Here is a 15,161-nt window from a genome sequence, read left to right as displayed (position 1 = left end):
GTTACATTCCGAACCCGGAAGCTAAGCCTCACAGCGCCGATGGTACTGCAGGGGGGACCCTGTGGGAGAGTAGGACGCCGCCGAACAATCATTCAAGAGAAGCCCCCGCCGGGTGAACCGGACGGGGGCTTCTCTGTTGTAAGGTCTTCGTGCAAAAGTCGTCACACGGTACAGGGAGGCCCCGGGTGGAGGTCCAGGAGACGCGGGTCCAGACCGATCGTGTCCTCACCATCCCCAACCTGCTGAGCATGGGCCGGCTGATCGGTGTGCCGGTCTTCCTCTGGCTGATCCTCTGGCCGGTGTTCGGCGGGCCCAACAACGACGGCTGGGCCCTGCTGGTGCTGATGCTCAGCGGTATCAGCGACTACCTGGACGGCAAGCTCGCCCGCAGGTGGGGGCAGATCAGCCGGGTCGGGCAGCTGCTCGACCCGCTGGCGGACCGGCTGTACGTCCTCTCGACGCTGGTGGGGCTCACCTGGCGGGAGATCCTGCCGTGGTGGCTGACGGCGATCCTGCTCGCGCGCGAGCTGTTCATCGCCTCGCTGCTGCCGATTCTCAACCGGCACGGCTACGGGCCGTTGCAGGTGAGTTTCCTGGGGAAGGCCGCGACATTCAATCTGATGTACGCCTTCCCGCTGCTGTTGCTCGGCACCGGTGACAGCTGGATCGCCCGGCCGGCGGAGATCGTGAGTTGGGCCTTCATCTGGTGGGGGACCACGCTCTACTGGTGGGCCGCCATTCTGTACGCGGTGCAGGCGCGGCAGATCATCCGGGCGAGCTCCGCACCCCCTTCCGCGGCGTGATCGACCGCCCGCGTTGCCGGGCGGTCGCGGGCCCGGCCGGCGGCCGGTCGAAACCCGGTGACGTCCATCTGGTGGACGTGATCTGAGAGAAGTCCCACGACGACACGGTGAGTCGGACGATATCTTCCGGGTAGAGATCCCCTGGAACGGTTTGATGGGCCTGTAGGTCCACCACCGCGAAGGAGGACGCACCCGCAATGAAAGCCGTTGTAATGGCAGGGGGCGAGGGGACCCGTCTCCGCCCGATGACCTCCAGCATGCCGAAGCCGCTGCTACCGGTCGCCAACAGGCCGATCATGGAGCACGTACTGAGGCTGCTGAAGCGGCACGGTCTCTCCGACACCGTCGTGACAGTCCAGTTCCTGGCCTCGCTCGTCAAGAACTACTTCGGTGACGGCGAAGAGCTCGGTATGCATCTGACGTATGCCAATGAGGAGACTCCGCTCGGTACCGCGGGGAGCGTCAAGAACGCCGAGGACGCGTTGCGGGACGACTCCTTTCTGGTGATCTCCGGCGACGCGCTGACCGACTTCAATCTCTCCGAATTGATCGCCTTCCACCGTGACAAGGGCGCGTTGGTCACCGTCTGCCTCACGAGGGTGCCGAATCCACTGGAGTTCGGTATCACGATCACCGATGAAGAGGGCCGGGTCGAGCGATTCCTGGAGAAGCCGACCTGGGGCCAGGTGTTCTCGGACACCGTGAACACCGGTATCTACGTGATGGAGCCGGAGGTCTTCGACTACGTCGCGGCCGGTGAATCCGTGGACTGGTCGAGCGATGTGTTCCCGCAGTTGCTCAAGGAGGGCAAGCCGGTCTACGGCTACATCGCCGAGGGCTACTGGGAGGACGTGGGCACGCACGAGAGCTACGGCAAGGCGCAGGCCGACGTCCTGGAGGGCAAGGTCGAGGTCGAGCTCGACGGCTTCGAGATCTCGCCGGGCGTCTGGGTGGCCGAAGGGGCCGAGGTGGACCCGGAGGCCGTGCTCCGCGGGCCGCTGTACATCGGGGACTACGCCAAGGTCGAGGCCGGCGTGGAGATCCGCGAGCACACGGTGCTGGGCAGCAACGTGGTCGTGAAGCGCGGGGCCTTCCTGCACAAGGCGGTGATCCACGACAACGTGTACGTGGGGCCGCAGAGCAATCTGCGCGGCTGCGTGATCGGCAAGAACACCGACGTCATGCGGGCCGCTCGGATCGAGGACGGCGCGGTCATCGGGGACGAGTGCCTGATCGGCGAGGAGTCGATCATCGCGGCCAACGTCCGGGTCTACCCGTTCAAGACGATCGAGGCCGGTGCGGTCGTCAACACCTCGGTCATCTGGGAGTCCCGGGGGCAGGAGCACCTGTTCGGGCTGCGCGGTGTCTCGGGGATCCTGAACGTGGAGATCACCCCGGAGCTGGCCGTCCGGCTGGCGGGCGCGTACGCGACGACGCTGAAGAAGGGGGCCACCGTCACCATCGCGCGTGACCACTCGCGCGGTGCGCGGGCGCTCAAGCGGGCGATGATCTCGGCGCTCCAGACCAGCGCCATCGATGTGCGAGACCTGGAGAACGTGCCGATGCCGGTGGCCCGGCAGCACACCGCGCGGGGGAGCGCCGGCGGGATCTTCCTGCGGACCACCCCCGGGATCCCGGACTCGCTGGACATCCTGTTCTTCGACGAACGCGGGGCCGACCTCTCGCAGGCCGGGCAGCGCAAGCTGGACCGGGTGTACGCGCGCCAGGAGTACCGCCGGGCCTTCCCCGGGGAGATCGGTGACCTGACCTTCCCGTCCAGCGTCTTCGACTCCTACGCGGGCAACCTGCTGCGGGCCGTGGACACCACCGGGGTGCGCGAGGCCGGACTGAAGGTGGTCGTGGACACCGCGCACGGCAGCGCGGGCCTCGTCCTGCCCAGCATCCTCGGCCGGCTCGGGGTGGAGGCGCTGACCGTCTCCAGCGGGCTGGACGAGGCCCGGCCGACCGAGGACGCGGAGGAGCGTCGGGTCGGGCTGGCGAGGCTCGGCGAGCTGGTCGCCTCCTCCCGGGCGGCGTTCGGCGTGCGGTTCGACCCGGTGGGCGAGCGGGTGGCCTTCGTGGACGAGCTGGGCCGGGTGATCGACGACGACCGTGCGCTGCTGGTGCTGCTCGACCTGGTGGCGGCCGAACGTCGCAGCGGTCAGGTGGCGTTGCCGGTGACCACGACCAGGATCGCCGAGCAGGTCGCCGCGTACCACGGCACCCAGGTCACCTGGACCACCACCACTCCGGACGACCTGGCCAAGGCGGCCGCCGCCGAGAGCACGGTGTTCGGCGGGGACGGGCGCGGCGGGTTCGTCGTCCCGGAGTTCAGCGGGGTGCTGGACGGCGCCGCGGCCTTCGTCCGGCTGGTCGGGCTGGTCGCCCGGACGCAGCTGACGCTCAGCCAGATCGACGCCCGCATCCCGCAGGCGCACATCCGGCGACGGGACATCGCGACGCCGTGGGCGGCGAAGGGAATGGTGATGCGTTCGGTGGTGGAGGCGGCCGGCAACCGGCGGCTGGACACCACGGACGGCGTGCGGGTGGTCGAGGCGGACGGGCGGTGGACGCTGGTGCTGCCGGACCCGGCCGAGGCGGTCACCCACCTGTGGGCCGAGGGCCCGGACGACGACGCCACCGAGGCGCTGCTCGACGAGTGGGCGGCCGTCGTGGAGGGTGCCGGACGCTGACCGCGCGGGCGGCGGCGCCGGTGTCGCCGGTGTGATGCCGCTGTGAGGAACCGGGGGCGGGCCGACGGTTCGGCCCGCCCCCGGTGTCCGTTTCATGCCTTTGTTCGCTTATGCTGTGTCCGCAGCTCAGGGGGCGTGCACGAGGCCCTCCGGCGACATGGGACGATGGTCCGCATGCCAGCGACGCCGACGCCGAGTGCCCGCGACGGACGGTACGACCGTCCGGACGCGTCGATGTCCCTGCTGAACAACGTGATGAACCACGGCCTGGACGAGGGCTACGCCGAGGCCGCCGAGGCCAGGGGCGGGGCCCGGGACAGCCGGATACCCACCACCGCCCGGGGCATGGCGACCTTGGGCGCCGGGCTGGTACTGGTCGGGGCGATCCTGACGGTCGGCGCGGTGAACGCCCAGAAGGCGGCGCCCACGCTCGCCAAGGAACGGGACGCGTTGATCCACCGGATCAACGACAGCAACGCCTCCGCGGACCGCCTCCAGCAGCAGGTCCAGGACCTGCGGCGCAGGGTCGACACCACCCAGCAGCAGGCGCTGGCCTCGGACGACGGCGGGCTCGCCGCCCTGGCGGGCGCGGTCGGCACGGGCGAGGTGACCGGACCGGGTGTCCGGCTGATCCTGGAGGACGCCCCCGGCACCGGTGCCGGCGGGGCCGTCGACCCGCGGGCCGAGAGCTTCGCCAACAGCGGGCGGCTGCGCGACCGCGACCTGCAACTCGTCGTCAACGGCCTCTGGCAGTCCGGCGCCGAGGCGATCTCGATCAACGGGCAGCGCCTGACCGGCCTCTCGGCGATCCGCAACGCGGGCGAGGCGGTGCTGGTGGACAACCGGCCGCTGGTCCCGCCGTACACCGTGCTGGCGCTGGGGGACGGGGGCGCGATGATGTCCGCCTTCGAGCGCACGATGGCGGGGGAGTACCTGCGGCTCCTGCAGGAGAAGTACGGGATCAAGTCCAGCATCTCGGCGCAGAAGAACCTGACCCTGCCCGCCGCGCTCGGCGTGACGCTCCGCACCGCGCAGCCGTCCGTGCCGGAGGCGTCGGCGAGCCCGTCGGCCGTGCCGTCCGGGGCGGCGCCGACGGCGGGCGGCACACCGAGCCCGACGGCAAGCGGTTCGTCCGGCCCCAGCCCGACCCCCAGCCCGAGTGCGAGCCGCTCGGGGAAGGCGACCGGCTCGCCGAGCCCGTCGAAGAAGACCACCACCAGCACCCAATCCTCCACGGCGACCACGACCGGGTCGTCGGCCACCGGGACAGGAGCAGCCAGACCGTGATTGCCGTACTGGGTCTTGTGATCGGGGTGGTCGTCGGACTCTTCGTCCAGCCCGAGGTGCCGGACGCCGTCGTGCCGTACCTGCCGATCGCGGTCGTGGCGGCCCTGGACGCGGTGTTCGGCGGTGTCCGGGCGATGCTGGACGGGATCTTCAACGACAAGGTGTTCGTCGTCTCGTTCCTCTCCAACGTGGTCGTCGCGGCGCTGATCGTCTTCCTCGGCGACCAGCTGGGCGTCGGCTCGCAGCTGTCCACGGGTGTGGTCGTCGTCCTCGGCATCCGCATCTTCTCCAACGCCGCAGCGATCAGGCGCCATGTCTTCCGCGCCTGAGGCCGGCCGGGGGCCGGTGGACGACGACGGGGGCCGGGACGAACGGGCAGGAGACGCGGTGCACGAGGGCAAGGACGGGCCGGCGGCAGGGGCGAAGGCCGAACCGAGGACGGACCTGAAGGCGGACCCCGAGGCGGAACCGAAGGCCGGGCCGAACGCCGATCGGAAGGCGGACCCGGAGGCCGGAGCGGTGACGGAGCCGGAGGCCGGCGCGAAGGCCGAGGCGGCCGCCGATGTGAAGGCCGTGGAGAGCGCGGAGGACGTGGCACCGCAGGCGGAGGCCGACGCCGTGGCTTCTGCTGCTGCCGAGCCCGAGCCCGAGCCCGAGGCCGAGCCCGAGGCCGAGCCCGAGGCCGAGGCCGAGTCCAAGCCCGAGGCCGAGTGCGAGGGGAAGGCGGAGGCGGAGGCCGTCGAGGAGCCGGCGGACGAGCCGGTGCCGGTCGTGCCGGAGGAGCCCGCAGTGGCGCTCGCGGCGGCCCCGGTGCCCGCGCCGGCGGCCATACCCGCGCCGAAGCCCGCCCCCGGTCCGGCGCCCGTGGCGGACGCCGTACCCGAGCCGCCGACGACCCTCGCGCCCGCCGCCGAGCCCGCCACCCCGGAGCCCGACCCCGCTGCCGAGGCGGAGCCCGACCCCGCTGCCGAGGCGGAGCCCGAGACCGAGCCCGACCCCCGGAACGCCGGTCGTCGCCGGATGAAGGCGGCCCTCTGGCCGCCGCGGCTGTCGCGCGGTCAGCTGGTGGTGGCGCTGCTGCTGTTCTCACTGGGCCTGGCCCTGGCGATCCAGGTCCGGTCGACCAACGACCACGACAGTCAGCTACGCGGCGCCCGCCAGGAGGATCTCGTCCGCATCCTCGACGAACTGGACAGCCGTCAGCAGCGTCTCCAACAGGAGAAGGCGGAGTTGGAGCAGTCCCTGGCCAAGTTGGAGAACAGCTCCAACCAGGCCAAGGAGGCCCAGGAACAGACCAGGAAGAAGGTGACGGAGCTCGGCGTGCTCGCCGGCACCGTCAAAGCCACTGGTCCGGGCATCGTACTCACGGTCGATGATCCCCAAGGGCAGGTGAAGGCGGATATGCTGCTGGACACCCTGCAGGAACTCCGAGCGGCGGGGGCGGAGGCGATTCAGATCAACGATGTGCGAGTGGTGGTCAGCACCCACTTCACCGACGTGACGGGGGGCGGTGTGCAGATCGACGGCAAGAAGGTCTCGCAGCCGTACCGCTTCACCGTGGTGGGGAACCCGCAGGACCTGGCGCCGGCGCTGAACATCCCGGGAGGTGTGGTGCGGACGCTGGAGAACAACTCGGCGAAGGCCACCATCTCCCAGCAGCAGAAGGTCGTCGTCGACGCCGTCGTCGAGCTGCGGACGCCCCAGCACGCCAAGCCGGCACCGAAGTGACGGCGCACTACTCGCCGTACGGCCCGTCAGCTGCGGGCGGCCCCCGGTGGAGGGCGTCGCAGCCGGGTCGGCGAGACTGGTCCACGGCACGAGATGCCGGAGCACCACACGTCGGAGCACCACTCCCGTCGGCCCGTACCATCACCGGGTCCGCAGCCTGTCCGAGGTTCTCACCCTGCCCCGCGGGCGGGTCTGTCACACGCAAGGGGATTCGCCCGTGAGTTTCTTCTCCAAGTTGTTCGGCCGTAACAAGAGCCAGGACGAGGCGGCCGTCGAGGCGCCTACCGCCCGGCACCGCAGGGCCGGCGAGGAGCCGTCCGTGCCGGGCATGCGACCCGCCCCCGAGGCGGCCGGGTACGAGGTGGCGGGCTACCCCGCTCCTGCCGAGCGGCCGCTCTTCCGGGACGGCGGAGCCCAGCTCGCGGGGAATCCGGCGCCGTACGGCGCGTCGGTTGACCCTTCCGTCGACCCGCGCATAGGTTTCCAGTCGGGACCCTCAACCTCTGGTGGAGGGTTTGCCCCGGACCCGTACGCCGGGCACAACCCGTCGGGTGTGCCGCGCCAGGAGGCTTCGAACATGGCTGGCTACACCCCGTGCCCCCGTTGCGGGAACCCGAGCCCGGTCGCTGCCCGCTTCTGCTCCAACTGCGGCACGGCGCTGCGCGGTGGCGTGCTGCCCGAGGGGGCGGCGGAGACCACCTCGACCATCTCGATCTCCGGTCTGGAGTCCTACGACCCCAACACCACCACCGGCACCGGTGCCACGCCGGCGCTGTCGCCCGAGGTGCTGGCCGCCATCGACGCGCTGCCGCCGGGCTCGGCCCTGCTGATCGTCCAGCGCGGCCCGAACTCCGGCAGCCGGTTCCTGCTGGACTCGGACATCACCACGGCCGGCCGTCACCCGCAGGGCGACATCTTCCTGGACGACGTCACGGTCTCGCGCCGGCACGTGGAGTTCCGCCGCACCCCGGGCGGCTTCACCGTCGCCGACGTGGGCAGCCTCAACGGCACCTACGTCAACCGGGAGCGGATCGACGAGGTGGCGCTGAACAACGGCGACGAGGTGCAGATCGGGAAGTACCGGCTGGTGTTCTTCGCCGGCCACAACCGGGGGTACTGACCACGACTTCGGCAGGAGCCCGAGTGAGCGCGCATACTCCTTCATCTCTCGGGGCGACCGACCCCGTGCCGTCCGGTCCGCAGGCGGACCAGGGCGTCCACGGGACGGTCGCGGCCCCCAGGCAGCCGGTCCGGGCAGTGGACCGGCGTGCCGGGGAGGCCCGCCGGCGCGGCGGCGAGGAGTTGCTGAGCATCGGCGCGGTGCTGGCCTTCCTGCGCGACGACTTCCCCGAGGTCACCATCTCCAAGATCAGGTTCCTGGAGGCGGAGGGTCTGGTCGAGCCGCAGCGCACCCCCTCGGGGTACCGCAAGTTCAGCCCGGCCGACGTCGAGCGGCTGGCGTACGTGCTGCGCATGCAGCGTGACCACTACCTGCCGCTGCGGGTGATCCGCGAGCACCTGGACGCGATCGAGCGCGGTGAGAGCCCGCCGGCGCTGCCCTCGGCCGAGGCCCGGCCGGGCCCCCTGGAGGAGGCGGACCGCGAGCTGGTGGCGGGTGCCGAGGCCGCCGTCGGGGTCCGGCTCGGGCGGGCCGAACTGCTCGCCGCGGCCGAGGCCGGAGAGGGCGAGCTGGTCGAGTGGGAGTCGTACGGGCTGGTGGCCCCCGGGCCGGACGGCGGCTACGACGGCGAGGCGCTGCAGGTGGCCCGGCTGGTCGCCGAGCTCGGCCGGTACGGGCTGGAGCCGCGCCACCTGAGAGCCGTGAAGGCGGCCGCCGACCGTGAGATCGCGCTGGTGGAGCAGGTGGTCGCACCGCTGCGCCGGCACCGCAACCCGCAGACCAGGGCGCACGCCGAGGCGACCGCCCGGGAGCTGGCCACCCTGTCGGTGCGGCTGCACGCGGCGATGGTCCAGGCCGGGATGCGTACCCGGGCGTGACCCTCCCCGACCGGGCCGACCCCGCTGACCTGCGCCGTCGGGCCTGCGCTTTCATATCTTGCTGGGGAGCCATAGGGTTGCCTGTGTGAATGAGCTCGACGTCGTGGGTGTCCGGGTGGAGATGCCTTCCAACCAGCCGATCGTGCTGCTGCGGGAGGTCGGGGGCGATCGGTACCTGCCGATCTGGATCGGCCCCGGCGAGGCGACCGCGATCGCCTTCGCCCAGCAGGGCATGACGCCGGTGCGCCCGTTGACGCACGACCTCTTCAAGGACGTCCTGGAGGCGCTCGGCCAGCAGCTCACCGAGGTGCGGATCACCGACCTGCGCGAGGGCGTGTTCTACGCGGAGCTGGTGTTCGCCGGCGGGGTGGAGGTGAGTGCCCGGCCGTCCGACGCGATAGCGCTGGCACTGCGCACCGGCACCCCGATCTACGGGAGCGAGGAGGTGCTCGCCGAGGCGGGCATCGCGATCCCGGACGAGCAGGAGGACGAGGTCGAGAAGTTCCGCGAGTTCCTCGACCAGGTGTCCCCCGAGGACTTCGGCGGCAGCGGCCCCCAGTGAGGCCGGCCCGATGAGGCGGCCGGGATGAGCCGCCCGCGATGAGCCAGCTGCGCCGAGCTGGTCGGGTCACTGATACAGGCCCGGCGGAGGCCCGCGCGGCGTTTTGCCAAAATGCGTCCACCTACCCACACTGGGGGCACGAAAAACCACTCTCCCGGGTGATGCGGCTTGTCCGGTCCGGCGTGGCGATCGTTGACGGGCCATGGGCTACTGCCTACCGTCAGGAGTGGCTGCCCGGGTGACCGACACCCGCGGTCCGGGGTGCCCGCAGCACGAGTGGACGGAGGTAGGCGTGACCAGTACCGGCGATGACGCGGCCGTGGGAGGCCTGTGCGCCGTGCACCTGCCGCGCAGCGCCCGTACCGTGACGGAACTGCCCCGGACGGAGCTGCCCCGGACGGAGCTGCCCAGGATGGCCCGCTTCCCGGCCGTGCAGGCGGGCCAGCCCGCGATCGAGCGGCTGGCGCCGACCTCCGCGCTGATCGGCTACCGCGGTCCGACGGCCTGCGCCGCGGCCGGCATCACCTACCGCCAGCTGGACTACTGGGCCCGGACGGGTCTGCTGGAGCCGAGCGTGCGCTCGGTGTACCCGGCGAGCAGTCAGCGGCTCTACAGCTTCCGCGACATCCTGCTGCTGAAGATCGTCAAGCGGCTGCTGGACGCGGGCGTCTCGCTGCAGAACATCCGGGTGGCGGTCGCCCATCTGCAGTCCGCCGAGGTCGCCGACCTGGCCGGGCTGACCCTGATGTGCGACGGCGCCACCGTGTACGAGTGCACCACGCCGCAGCAGGTGGTGGATCTGCTGAAGAGCGGTCAGGGCGTGTTCGGGATCGCGGTCGGCGCGGTCTGGCAGGAGCTGGAGCTGGCGCTCTCGCGGCTGCACGCCGAGCGGACCGACACCGGTGAGACGCTGGTCGGCCACAATCCGGCGGACGAGCTGGCACAGCGCCGCAACCGGGCGGTCTGACCCGCCGTTCGACGACCGACCGAGGGCCCGGACGGGGAACCGTCCGGGCCCTCGGCGTCGTCGGGGCAGGTGGGCCGATCGAGGTGGGCGGCCGTGGTCGTACGGTCCGGGCGGGCCGGTCGAGGGAGGGCACGTGCGGTTGGGCGTCGGGAGAACGGGCGTACCCGGGCTGCTCGGACGGAAGGCGAAACGATTCGCCGTCCGTGCGGCGGCGCGGTTGCGGCAGCGGCGCGTCCAGCGGCGGCTGTTCCAGCTCACCGCCGTCTGCTGCGTGGTGGCGCTCGCGCCGAGTGCCTGGCTGCGGTTCACCACGGACCGTCAGGTCGGCACCGTGGAGAGCGCGCCGAGCGCTCCGGTGGCGGTGGTCTTCGGCGCCGGGCTGGACCGGGGCCGACCCTCGCCGTACCTGGCGCACCGGCTGGACGCGGCGGTCGAGCTGTACCGGATGCGGAAGGTCGAGGCGATCCTGGTCACCGGCGACAACGGCCGGGTCAGCTACGACGAGACCGACGCGATGCGCGACTACCTGATCGAGCACGGGGTGCCCCCGGTGCGGGTGGTCGGCGACTACGCGGGCTTCGACACCTGGGACTCCTGCACCCGGGCCAGGCGGATCTTCGGGGTGGACCGGGCGCTGCTGGTCAGCCAGACCTTCCACGTCCGGCGGGCGGTGGCGCTCTGCGAGGCGGCCGGGATCGCCTCGTACGCGGTCGGGGTCGAGGAGTGGCACGACGTCACCTGGCGCTACGGAGAGCTACGGGAGATCCCGGGGGCCGGCAAGGCGGCGCTGAACGTGCTGCTGCGGCCCGACCCGGTGTTCCTCGGCCCGGCCGAGCCGGGCATCCCGCGCGCCCTGGCCGACGCCGCCGCCCGGCGCTGAGGCGGTCGGCGGGGCCCGGCTGTCGTACCCGTGCGGGATGATCGGCGGGTGCGGTCACTGCCGAGCATCATCCACCTCGACATGGACGCCTTCTTCGCCGCGGTGGAGCAGGCGGCCAAGCCGAGCCTGCGCGGGAAGCCGGTGATCGTCGGCGGGCTGGGCGGGCGCGGCGTGGTGTCCACCGCCTCGTACGAGGCCCGCCGCTTCGGGGTGCACTCGGCGATGCCGATGGCCCAGGCCCGCCGGCTCTGCCCCAACGCGGCCTTCCTGAGCGGGCGCTTCGAGGCGTACCGGCAGGTCAGCGAGATCGTGATGGGCCTGCTGCGGGAGCTGTCGCCGCTGGTGCAGCCGCTCAGCCTGGACGAGGCCTTCGTGGACCTGGAGGCCGGGCCGTACGGGCCGGCGCTGGCCGGGGCGGAGCACGGGACGGGCGAGCGGCTGGTGCTGGCGCTGGCGGAGGACCTGCGGGCGGACATCGTGCGCCGGACCGGTCTGACCGCCTCGGTGGGCGCGGCCGGCTCCAAGCTGATGGCCAAGATCGCCTCCGAGCGGGCCAAGCCGGACGGCCTGGTGATGATCGAGCCCGGCCAGGAGCGCGCGGTGCTCGGCCCGCTGCCGGTGCGCACGCTGCCCGGGATCGGCCCGGCCACCGAGCAGGTGCTGCGCCGGGCCGGGCTCACCACGGTGGCCGAGCTGGCCGGGGCGGGTGAGACGGAGCTGGTGCAGCTGCTGGGCCGCTCGCACGGCGCGGGCGTGTACCAGATGTCGATAGGGCTGGACGACCGGCCGGTGGTGGCCGACCAGGACGCCAAGTCGGTCTCGGTGGAGGACACCTTCGAGGTGGACCTGGCCGACCGGGAGCGGGTGCTGCGCGAGGTGGACGTGCTGGCCGCGCGCTGTGTGCGCAGGCTGCGGGCGGCCGGCCGCTCGGGGCGCACGGTGGTGCTGAAGGTGCGGCGGTTCGACTTCTCGACGCTCACCCGTTCGGAGACGCTGCGCGGTCCGACCGACGACGAGGCGGTGGTCATGGAGACGGCCCGCCGGCTGGCCTCGCAGGTGGACATCACCGGCGGGGTGCGGCTGTTGGGCGTCGGTGTGGCGCAGCTGGCCGACTACACCCAGGAGGACCTGTTCGCCCAGGCCGCGCACGAGGGCGGGGCGGGCGAGGAGGAGGACGCCGAGGGGCCGGCCGCGGAGCCGGTGGAGGAGGCGCCGGCGGTTCGGCGCTGGTCGCCGGGCCAGGACGTGCGGCACGCCGAGCACGGGCCGGGATGGGTGCAGGGCAGCGGGGTCGGCCGGGTGACCGTGCGCTTCGAGACGCCGTGGAGCGGGCCGGGCCGGGTGCGGACCTTCGGGGTGGACGATCCGGCGCTGGAGCCCTCCTCGCCGCTGCCGCTGCGCGGTGGTGAGGAGGGCTCCGGTGGCGGGGACGGCTCCGCGCAGGACGCGGGCCGGTAGACGAGGGCCGGTGGACGCGGGCCGGTGGACGCGAGGCGGCCCCGCCCGGAGGGGGTTCCGGGCGGGGCCGCGTGCCGGGCCGGTCCGCGACGGTCGAGATGCCCTCGTCGACCGTCGCGGCCGGCATCCCCCGCGCCCTGTCCCCGGGCGCGGGGGGACGCCTCGTCAGGCGTCGGTCGTGGCCAGCGCGGGGGTCGCGCTGTCGGCCGGGACGCTCCGGACGGGAGCGTCGGCGGGCTTGATCCGGCGGATCAGGAACGGGACGGCGCCGGCGACCAGGCAGACCACGGCGGCGGTCCAGAAGGCGTGCTCGTACGCGTCCAGGGTGGGCAGCGAGACCGGGATCGGCAGCTTCATGGTGTCGCCGGTGAGGATGGCGGCCATCACGGCGGTGCCGATGGCGCCGCCGACGGTGCGCAGCACGGCGTTCATGCCGTTGGCGATGCCGCTCTGCTCGACCGGGACGGCGCCGTTGATGTACGCCGGCATGGCCGAGAAGGCGAGGCCGATGCCCAGGCCGAAGACGGCCGAGGCGAAGTAGATGTCGGCCTCGGCGTCGTGCCGGACGGCGAGGTAGGCCATCGCGACGGCGCCGAGGACGCCACCGAGGACCAGCGGCAGGCGGGGGCCGCGGCGGGCGATCAGCAGGGCGCCGACCGGGGCGGCGACCATCGAGCCGAGCGCGGAGGGCAGCAGCATCACGCCGGCGTGCAGCACGGTGGCGGTGAAGCCGTAGTGGGCGAGCTTCTCCGGGGTCTGGGCGAAGTTGCTGATGACCATGAAGGAGCCGTACATGCCGAAGCCGATCAGCAGGCCGGCCAGGTTGGTGAAGGCGACGGCCGGGCGGCCCATCATCTTCATGTCGACCAGCGGGTGCTTCACCTTGACCTCGATGACGCCCCAGGCCAGGGCGACCACGGCGGCGACGGCGAACAGGCCGAGGGTGCGGTTGGAGGTCCAGCCCCAGGTGTTGCCCTGGCTGACCGCGACCAGCAGGGCGGAGAGCCAGCCGGCCAGGGTGATCGCGCCGAGCGGGTCGGCGCCGCCCTCCTTGTCGACGACCGGGTCGGTGGGCACCCGGACGGCCACCAGGGCGACCGCGATCAGGCCGAAGACCAGGCCCATCCAGAAGATCGACTTGTAGCTCCAGTGCTCCAGGAGCAGACCGGTGGCGACCAGGCCGAGGCCGGAGCCGACGCCCATCGAGGCGCTGATCGCGGCGACGCCGCCGGTGACCTTCTCCTTGGGCAGCTCGTCGCGGACGATGCTGATGGCCAGCGGCAGCACGCCACCGCCGGCGCCCTGCAGGACGCGGGCGACGACCAGCCAGGTGAAGGAGTGGGTGCTCACCGCGAGCGCGGAGCCGGCGACCAGGCCGACGAGCGAGATGAGCAGCATCGGCTTGCGGCCGCGCAGGTCGCCGAAGCGGCCGAGCAGCGGGGTCAGGACCGCCGCGGACAGCAGGTTGGCGGTCATCAGCCAGGTGATGCTGGAGCCGGAGACGTCCAGCTCCTTGGCCAGCGAGGGCAGGATCGGGACGACCGCGGTCTGCACCACGCTGAACGACAGCATCGCCAGGATCAGGGCGGGCAGGACCCGCGCGCTGCTCTGCTTCCCGGCCGCGGTGGTGGGCTGTGGTGCCTCACTCACGGTTGCTTCCTCCCGTACATAGTGAATGAACTGAAATAACCATGCAGGGAGATACTTCAGTATGTCAAATATCGATTGGTGAAGCTTTGGCAAAGTGCGGGGCCCCGGACCGGTGGGCGGTGCGGTCCGGGGCCCCATGCTCGGGACGAGGGGTGGGCCCGCCTCAGACGAGCGGGCGCAGCGGGGCCGGCCGGCCCTCGCCGCCGGGGGTGGAGGAGGGGGCGGAGGGCGGGGCGGAGGAGGGGGAGGTGGAGGAGGAAGCCGGGGAGGGCGGGGCGGGGTGCTGGGGCCCGGGCATGCCGGCCGCGGCGGGGGAGCCGTGCTGCGCCGCGCCGGCGGTGCTGTCGTGCACCTCCACGTGCTCGCGCCGCAGCTCGTCGCGGACCACCTCCTCGGCGGTGTACCGCTCGACCACCAGCCGCACCCGCTCGATCGGCGCCAGGTACTTGCGCACCACCGGGCGCTCCTCGCGCAGGGTGACCTCCTCGACCGCCTCCTCGATCTCCTTCTCGGTCAGCGCCGCCCGCTCGGACTCGGAGACCGGCATCCGCTCCACCCGCACGCGTTCGCGGACCACCCGGATCCGCCGCTCCACGGGCTCGCTGGTGACGTACTTGCGCAGCTTCGCGGTGCCCACGACGTGCCAGTCGGTGGTGATGTCCAGCCGCTCCTCGCGGCAGGTGATCTCCACCGGGCCGCTGGGGGCGGAATCGGCCGGGCCGGGCTCGACCGTGGTGGCCGGCGCGGCCTGGGCGCTCGGGGGAGTGGTGGCGAGCGGGCGGACGTTGGCCTCGGCCGGGCGGTCGTGGACGGGCTTGTCGAGGCCCGGCTTCTCCGGTGCGGGCCGGTCGTGGCCCGGGCGGTCGAGGTCGGCGGCGGCGTGGGCGGAGGTGGCGGGGGCCGGGGTGGTGGGGGGCTGTGCGGGCTCGGTGATCTGCGGGACGGGCATGGTGGTCGCATTCGACGAGGTGGGGAAGGCCGCCGTCCGGGCGGGGGCGGCCGGTTCGGCGGTCGGCGCGGGGCCGGAGGTGCGCGAGCTCTCGGTACCGTTGGTGAGGCCGTTGACCAGCCCGCCGTCCGGGTTGGCGGGGTTGCTGGGGGCGCCGGTCGGTGCCGCGCCGGGCGTGCCGGCCCC

Annotated in this window: 13 protein-coding genes and 1 rRNA gene; 12 read left to right on the top strand and 2 right to left on the bottom strand. The window is 72.5% G+C overall.

Annotated elements, in window-relative coordinates; all coding sequences use genetic code 11:
* The 12 genes from rrf to ACWEQL_RS34445 form a co-directional block, all read left to right on the top strand.
* Positions 1-86, top strand: a 5S ribosomal RNA gene (gene rrf / locus ACWEQL_RS34500); the annotation flags it as partial.
* 99 nt (positions 87-185) lie between these two features.
* Positions 186-803, top strand: coding sequence for a CDP-alcohol phosphatidyltransferase family protein (locus ACWEQL_RS34495; protein ID WP_452154330.1), 618 nt, complete (start codon positions 186-188; stop codon positions 801-803).
* Between the two features lie 197 nt (positions 804-1,000).
* Positions 1,001-3,496: a sugar phosphate nucleotidyltransferase gene (locus tag ACWEQL_RS34490; RefSeq protein WP_452154329.1), complete on the top strand. Its 2,496-nt coding sequence runs from the start codon at positions 1,001-1,003 to the stop codon at positions 3,494-3,496.
* 174 nt (positions 3,497-3,670) lie between these two features.
* On the top strand, positions 3,671-4,783 hold the full coding sequence (locus ACWEQL_RS34485) for a DUF881 domain-containing protein (protein WP_452154328.1): 1,113 nt from the start codon (positions 3,671-3,673) through the stop codon (positions 4,781-4,783).
* Entirely contained in the window at positions 4,780-5,112 is a 333-nt protein-coding gene (locus tag ACWEQL_RS34480; RefSeq protein WP_033825430.1) for a small basic family protein, read from the top strand. Before ACWEQL_RS34485 ends, ACWEQL_RS34480 begins: the two co-directional genes overlap by 4 nt.
* The gene (locus ACWEQL_RS34475; protein WP_452154327.1) at positions 5,096-6,511 is read left to right on the top strand and encodes a DUF881 domain-containing protein; all 1,416 of its coding nucleotides are present in this window, start codon (positions 5,096-5,098) and stop codon (positions 6,509-6,511) included. Before ACWEQL_RS34480 ends, ACWEQL_RS34475 begins: the two co-directional genes overlap by 17 nt.
* A gap of 217 nt (positions 6,512-6,728) precedes the next feature.
* Positions 6,729-7,631, top strand: coding sequence for an FHA domain-containing protein (locus tag ACWEQL_RS34470; protein WP_452154326.1), 903 nt, complete (start codon positions 6,729-6,731; stop codon positions 7,629-7,631).
* Positions 7,632-7,816: 185 nt separating this feature from the next.
* Positions 7,817-8,509, top strand: a complete 693-nt coding sequence (ftsR, locus tag ACWEQL_RS34465; RefSeq protein WP_452154332.1) for a transcriptional regulator FtsR — start codon at positions 7,817-7,819, stop codon at positions 8,507-8,509.
* 85 nt (positions 8,510-8,594) lie between these two features.
* Positions 8,595-9,071 carry a bifunctional nuclease family protein gene (locus tag ACWEQL_RS34460; RefSeq protein WP_030303568.1) on the top strand — a complete coding sequence of 159 codons (477 nt, stop codon included), beginning with the start codon at positions 8,595-8,597 and terminating at the stop codon, positions 9,069-9,071.
* A gap of 412 nt (positions 9,072-9,483) precedes the next feature.
* Entirely contained in the window at positions 9,484-10,038 is a 555-nt protein-coding gene (locus ACWEQL_RS34455; RefSeq protein ID WP_452154331.1) for a MerR family transcriptional regulator, read from the top strand.
* 133 nt (positions 10,039-10,171) lie between these two features.
* Positions 10,172-10,918: a SanA/YdcF family protein gene (locus ACWEQL_RS34450; RefSeq protein WP_452154325.1), complete on the top strand. Its 747-nt coding sequence runs from the start codon at positions 10,172-10,174 to the stop codon at positions 10,916-10,918.
* 48 nt (positions 10,919-10,966) lie between these two features.
* Positions 10,967-12,376, top strand: a complete 1,410-nt coding sequence (locus ACWEQL_RS34445; protein WP_452154324.1) for a DNA polymerase IV — start codon at positions 10,967-10,969, stop codon at positions 12,374-12,376.
* A 165-nt stretch (positions 12,377-12,541) separates the two neighbouring features.
* Here ACWEQL_RS34445 and ACWEQL_RS34440 read toward each other — a convergent pair whose 3' ends face one another.
* Both ACWEQL_RS34440 and ACWEQL_RS34435 read right to left on the bottom strand, forming a co-directional pair.
* Positions 12,542-14,026, bottom strand: coding sequence for an MFS transporter (locus ACWEQL_RS34440; RefSeq protein WP_452154323.1), 1,485 nt, complete (start codon positions 14,024-14,026; stop codon positions 12,542-12,544).
* A 163-nt stretch (positions 14,027-14,189) separates the two neighbouring features.
* A partial coding sequence (locus ACWEQL_RS34435; protein ID WP_452154322.1) for a YsnF/AvaK domain-containing protein occupies positions 14,190-15,161 on the bottom strand: 972 nt, incomplete at its 5' end.

Source organism: Kitasatospora sp. NPDC004240 (assembly GCF_053603215.1).
Note: the sequence above shows the minus strand (reverse complement) of the source record. Positions and strands in the feature narration are given on the sequence as shown.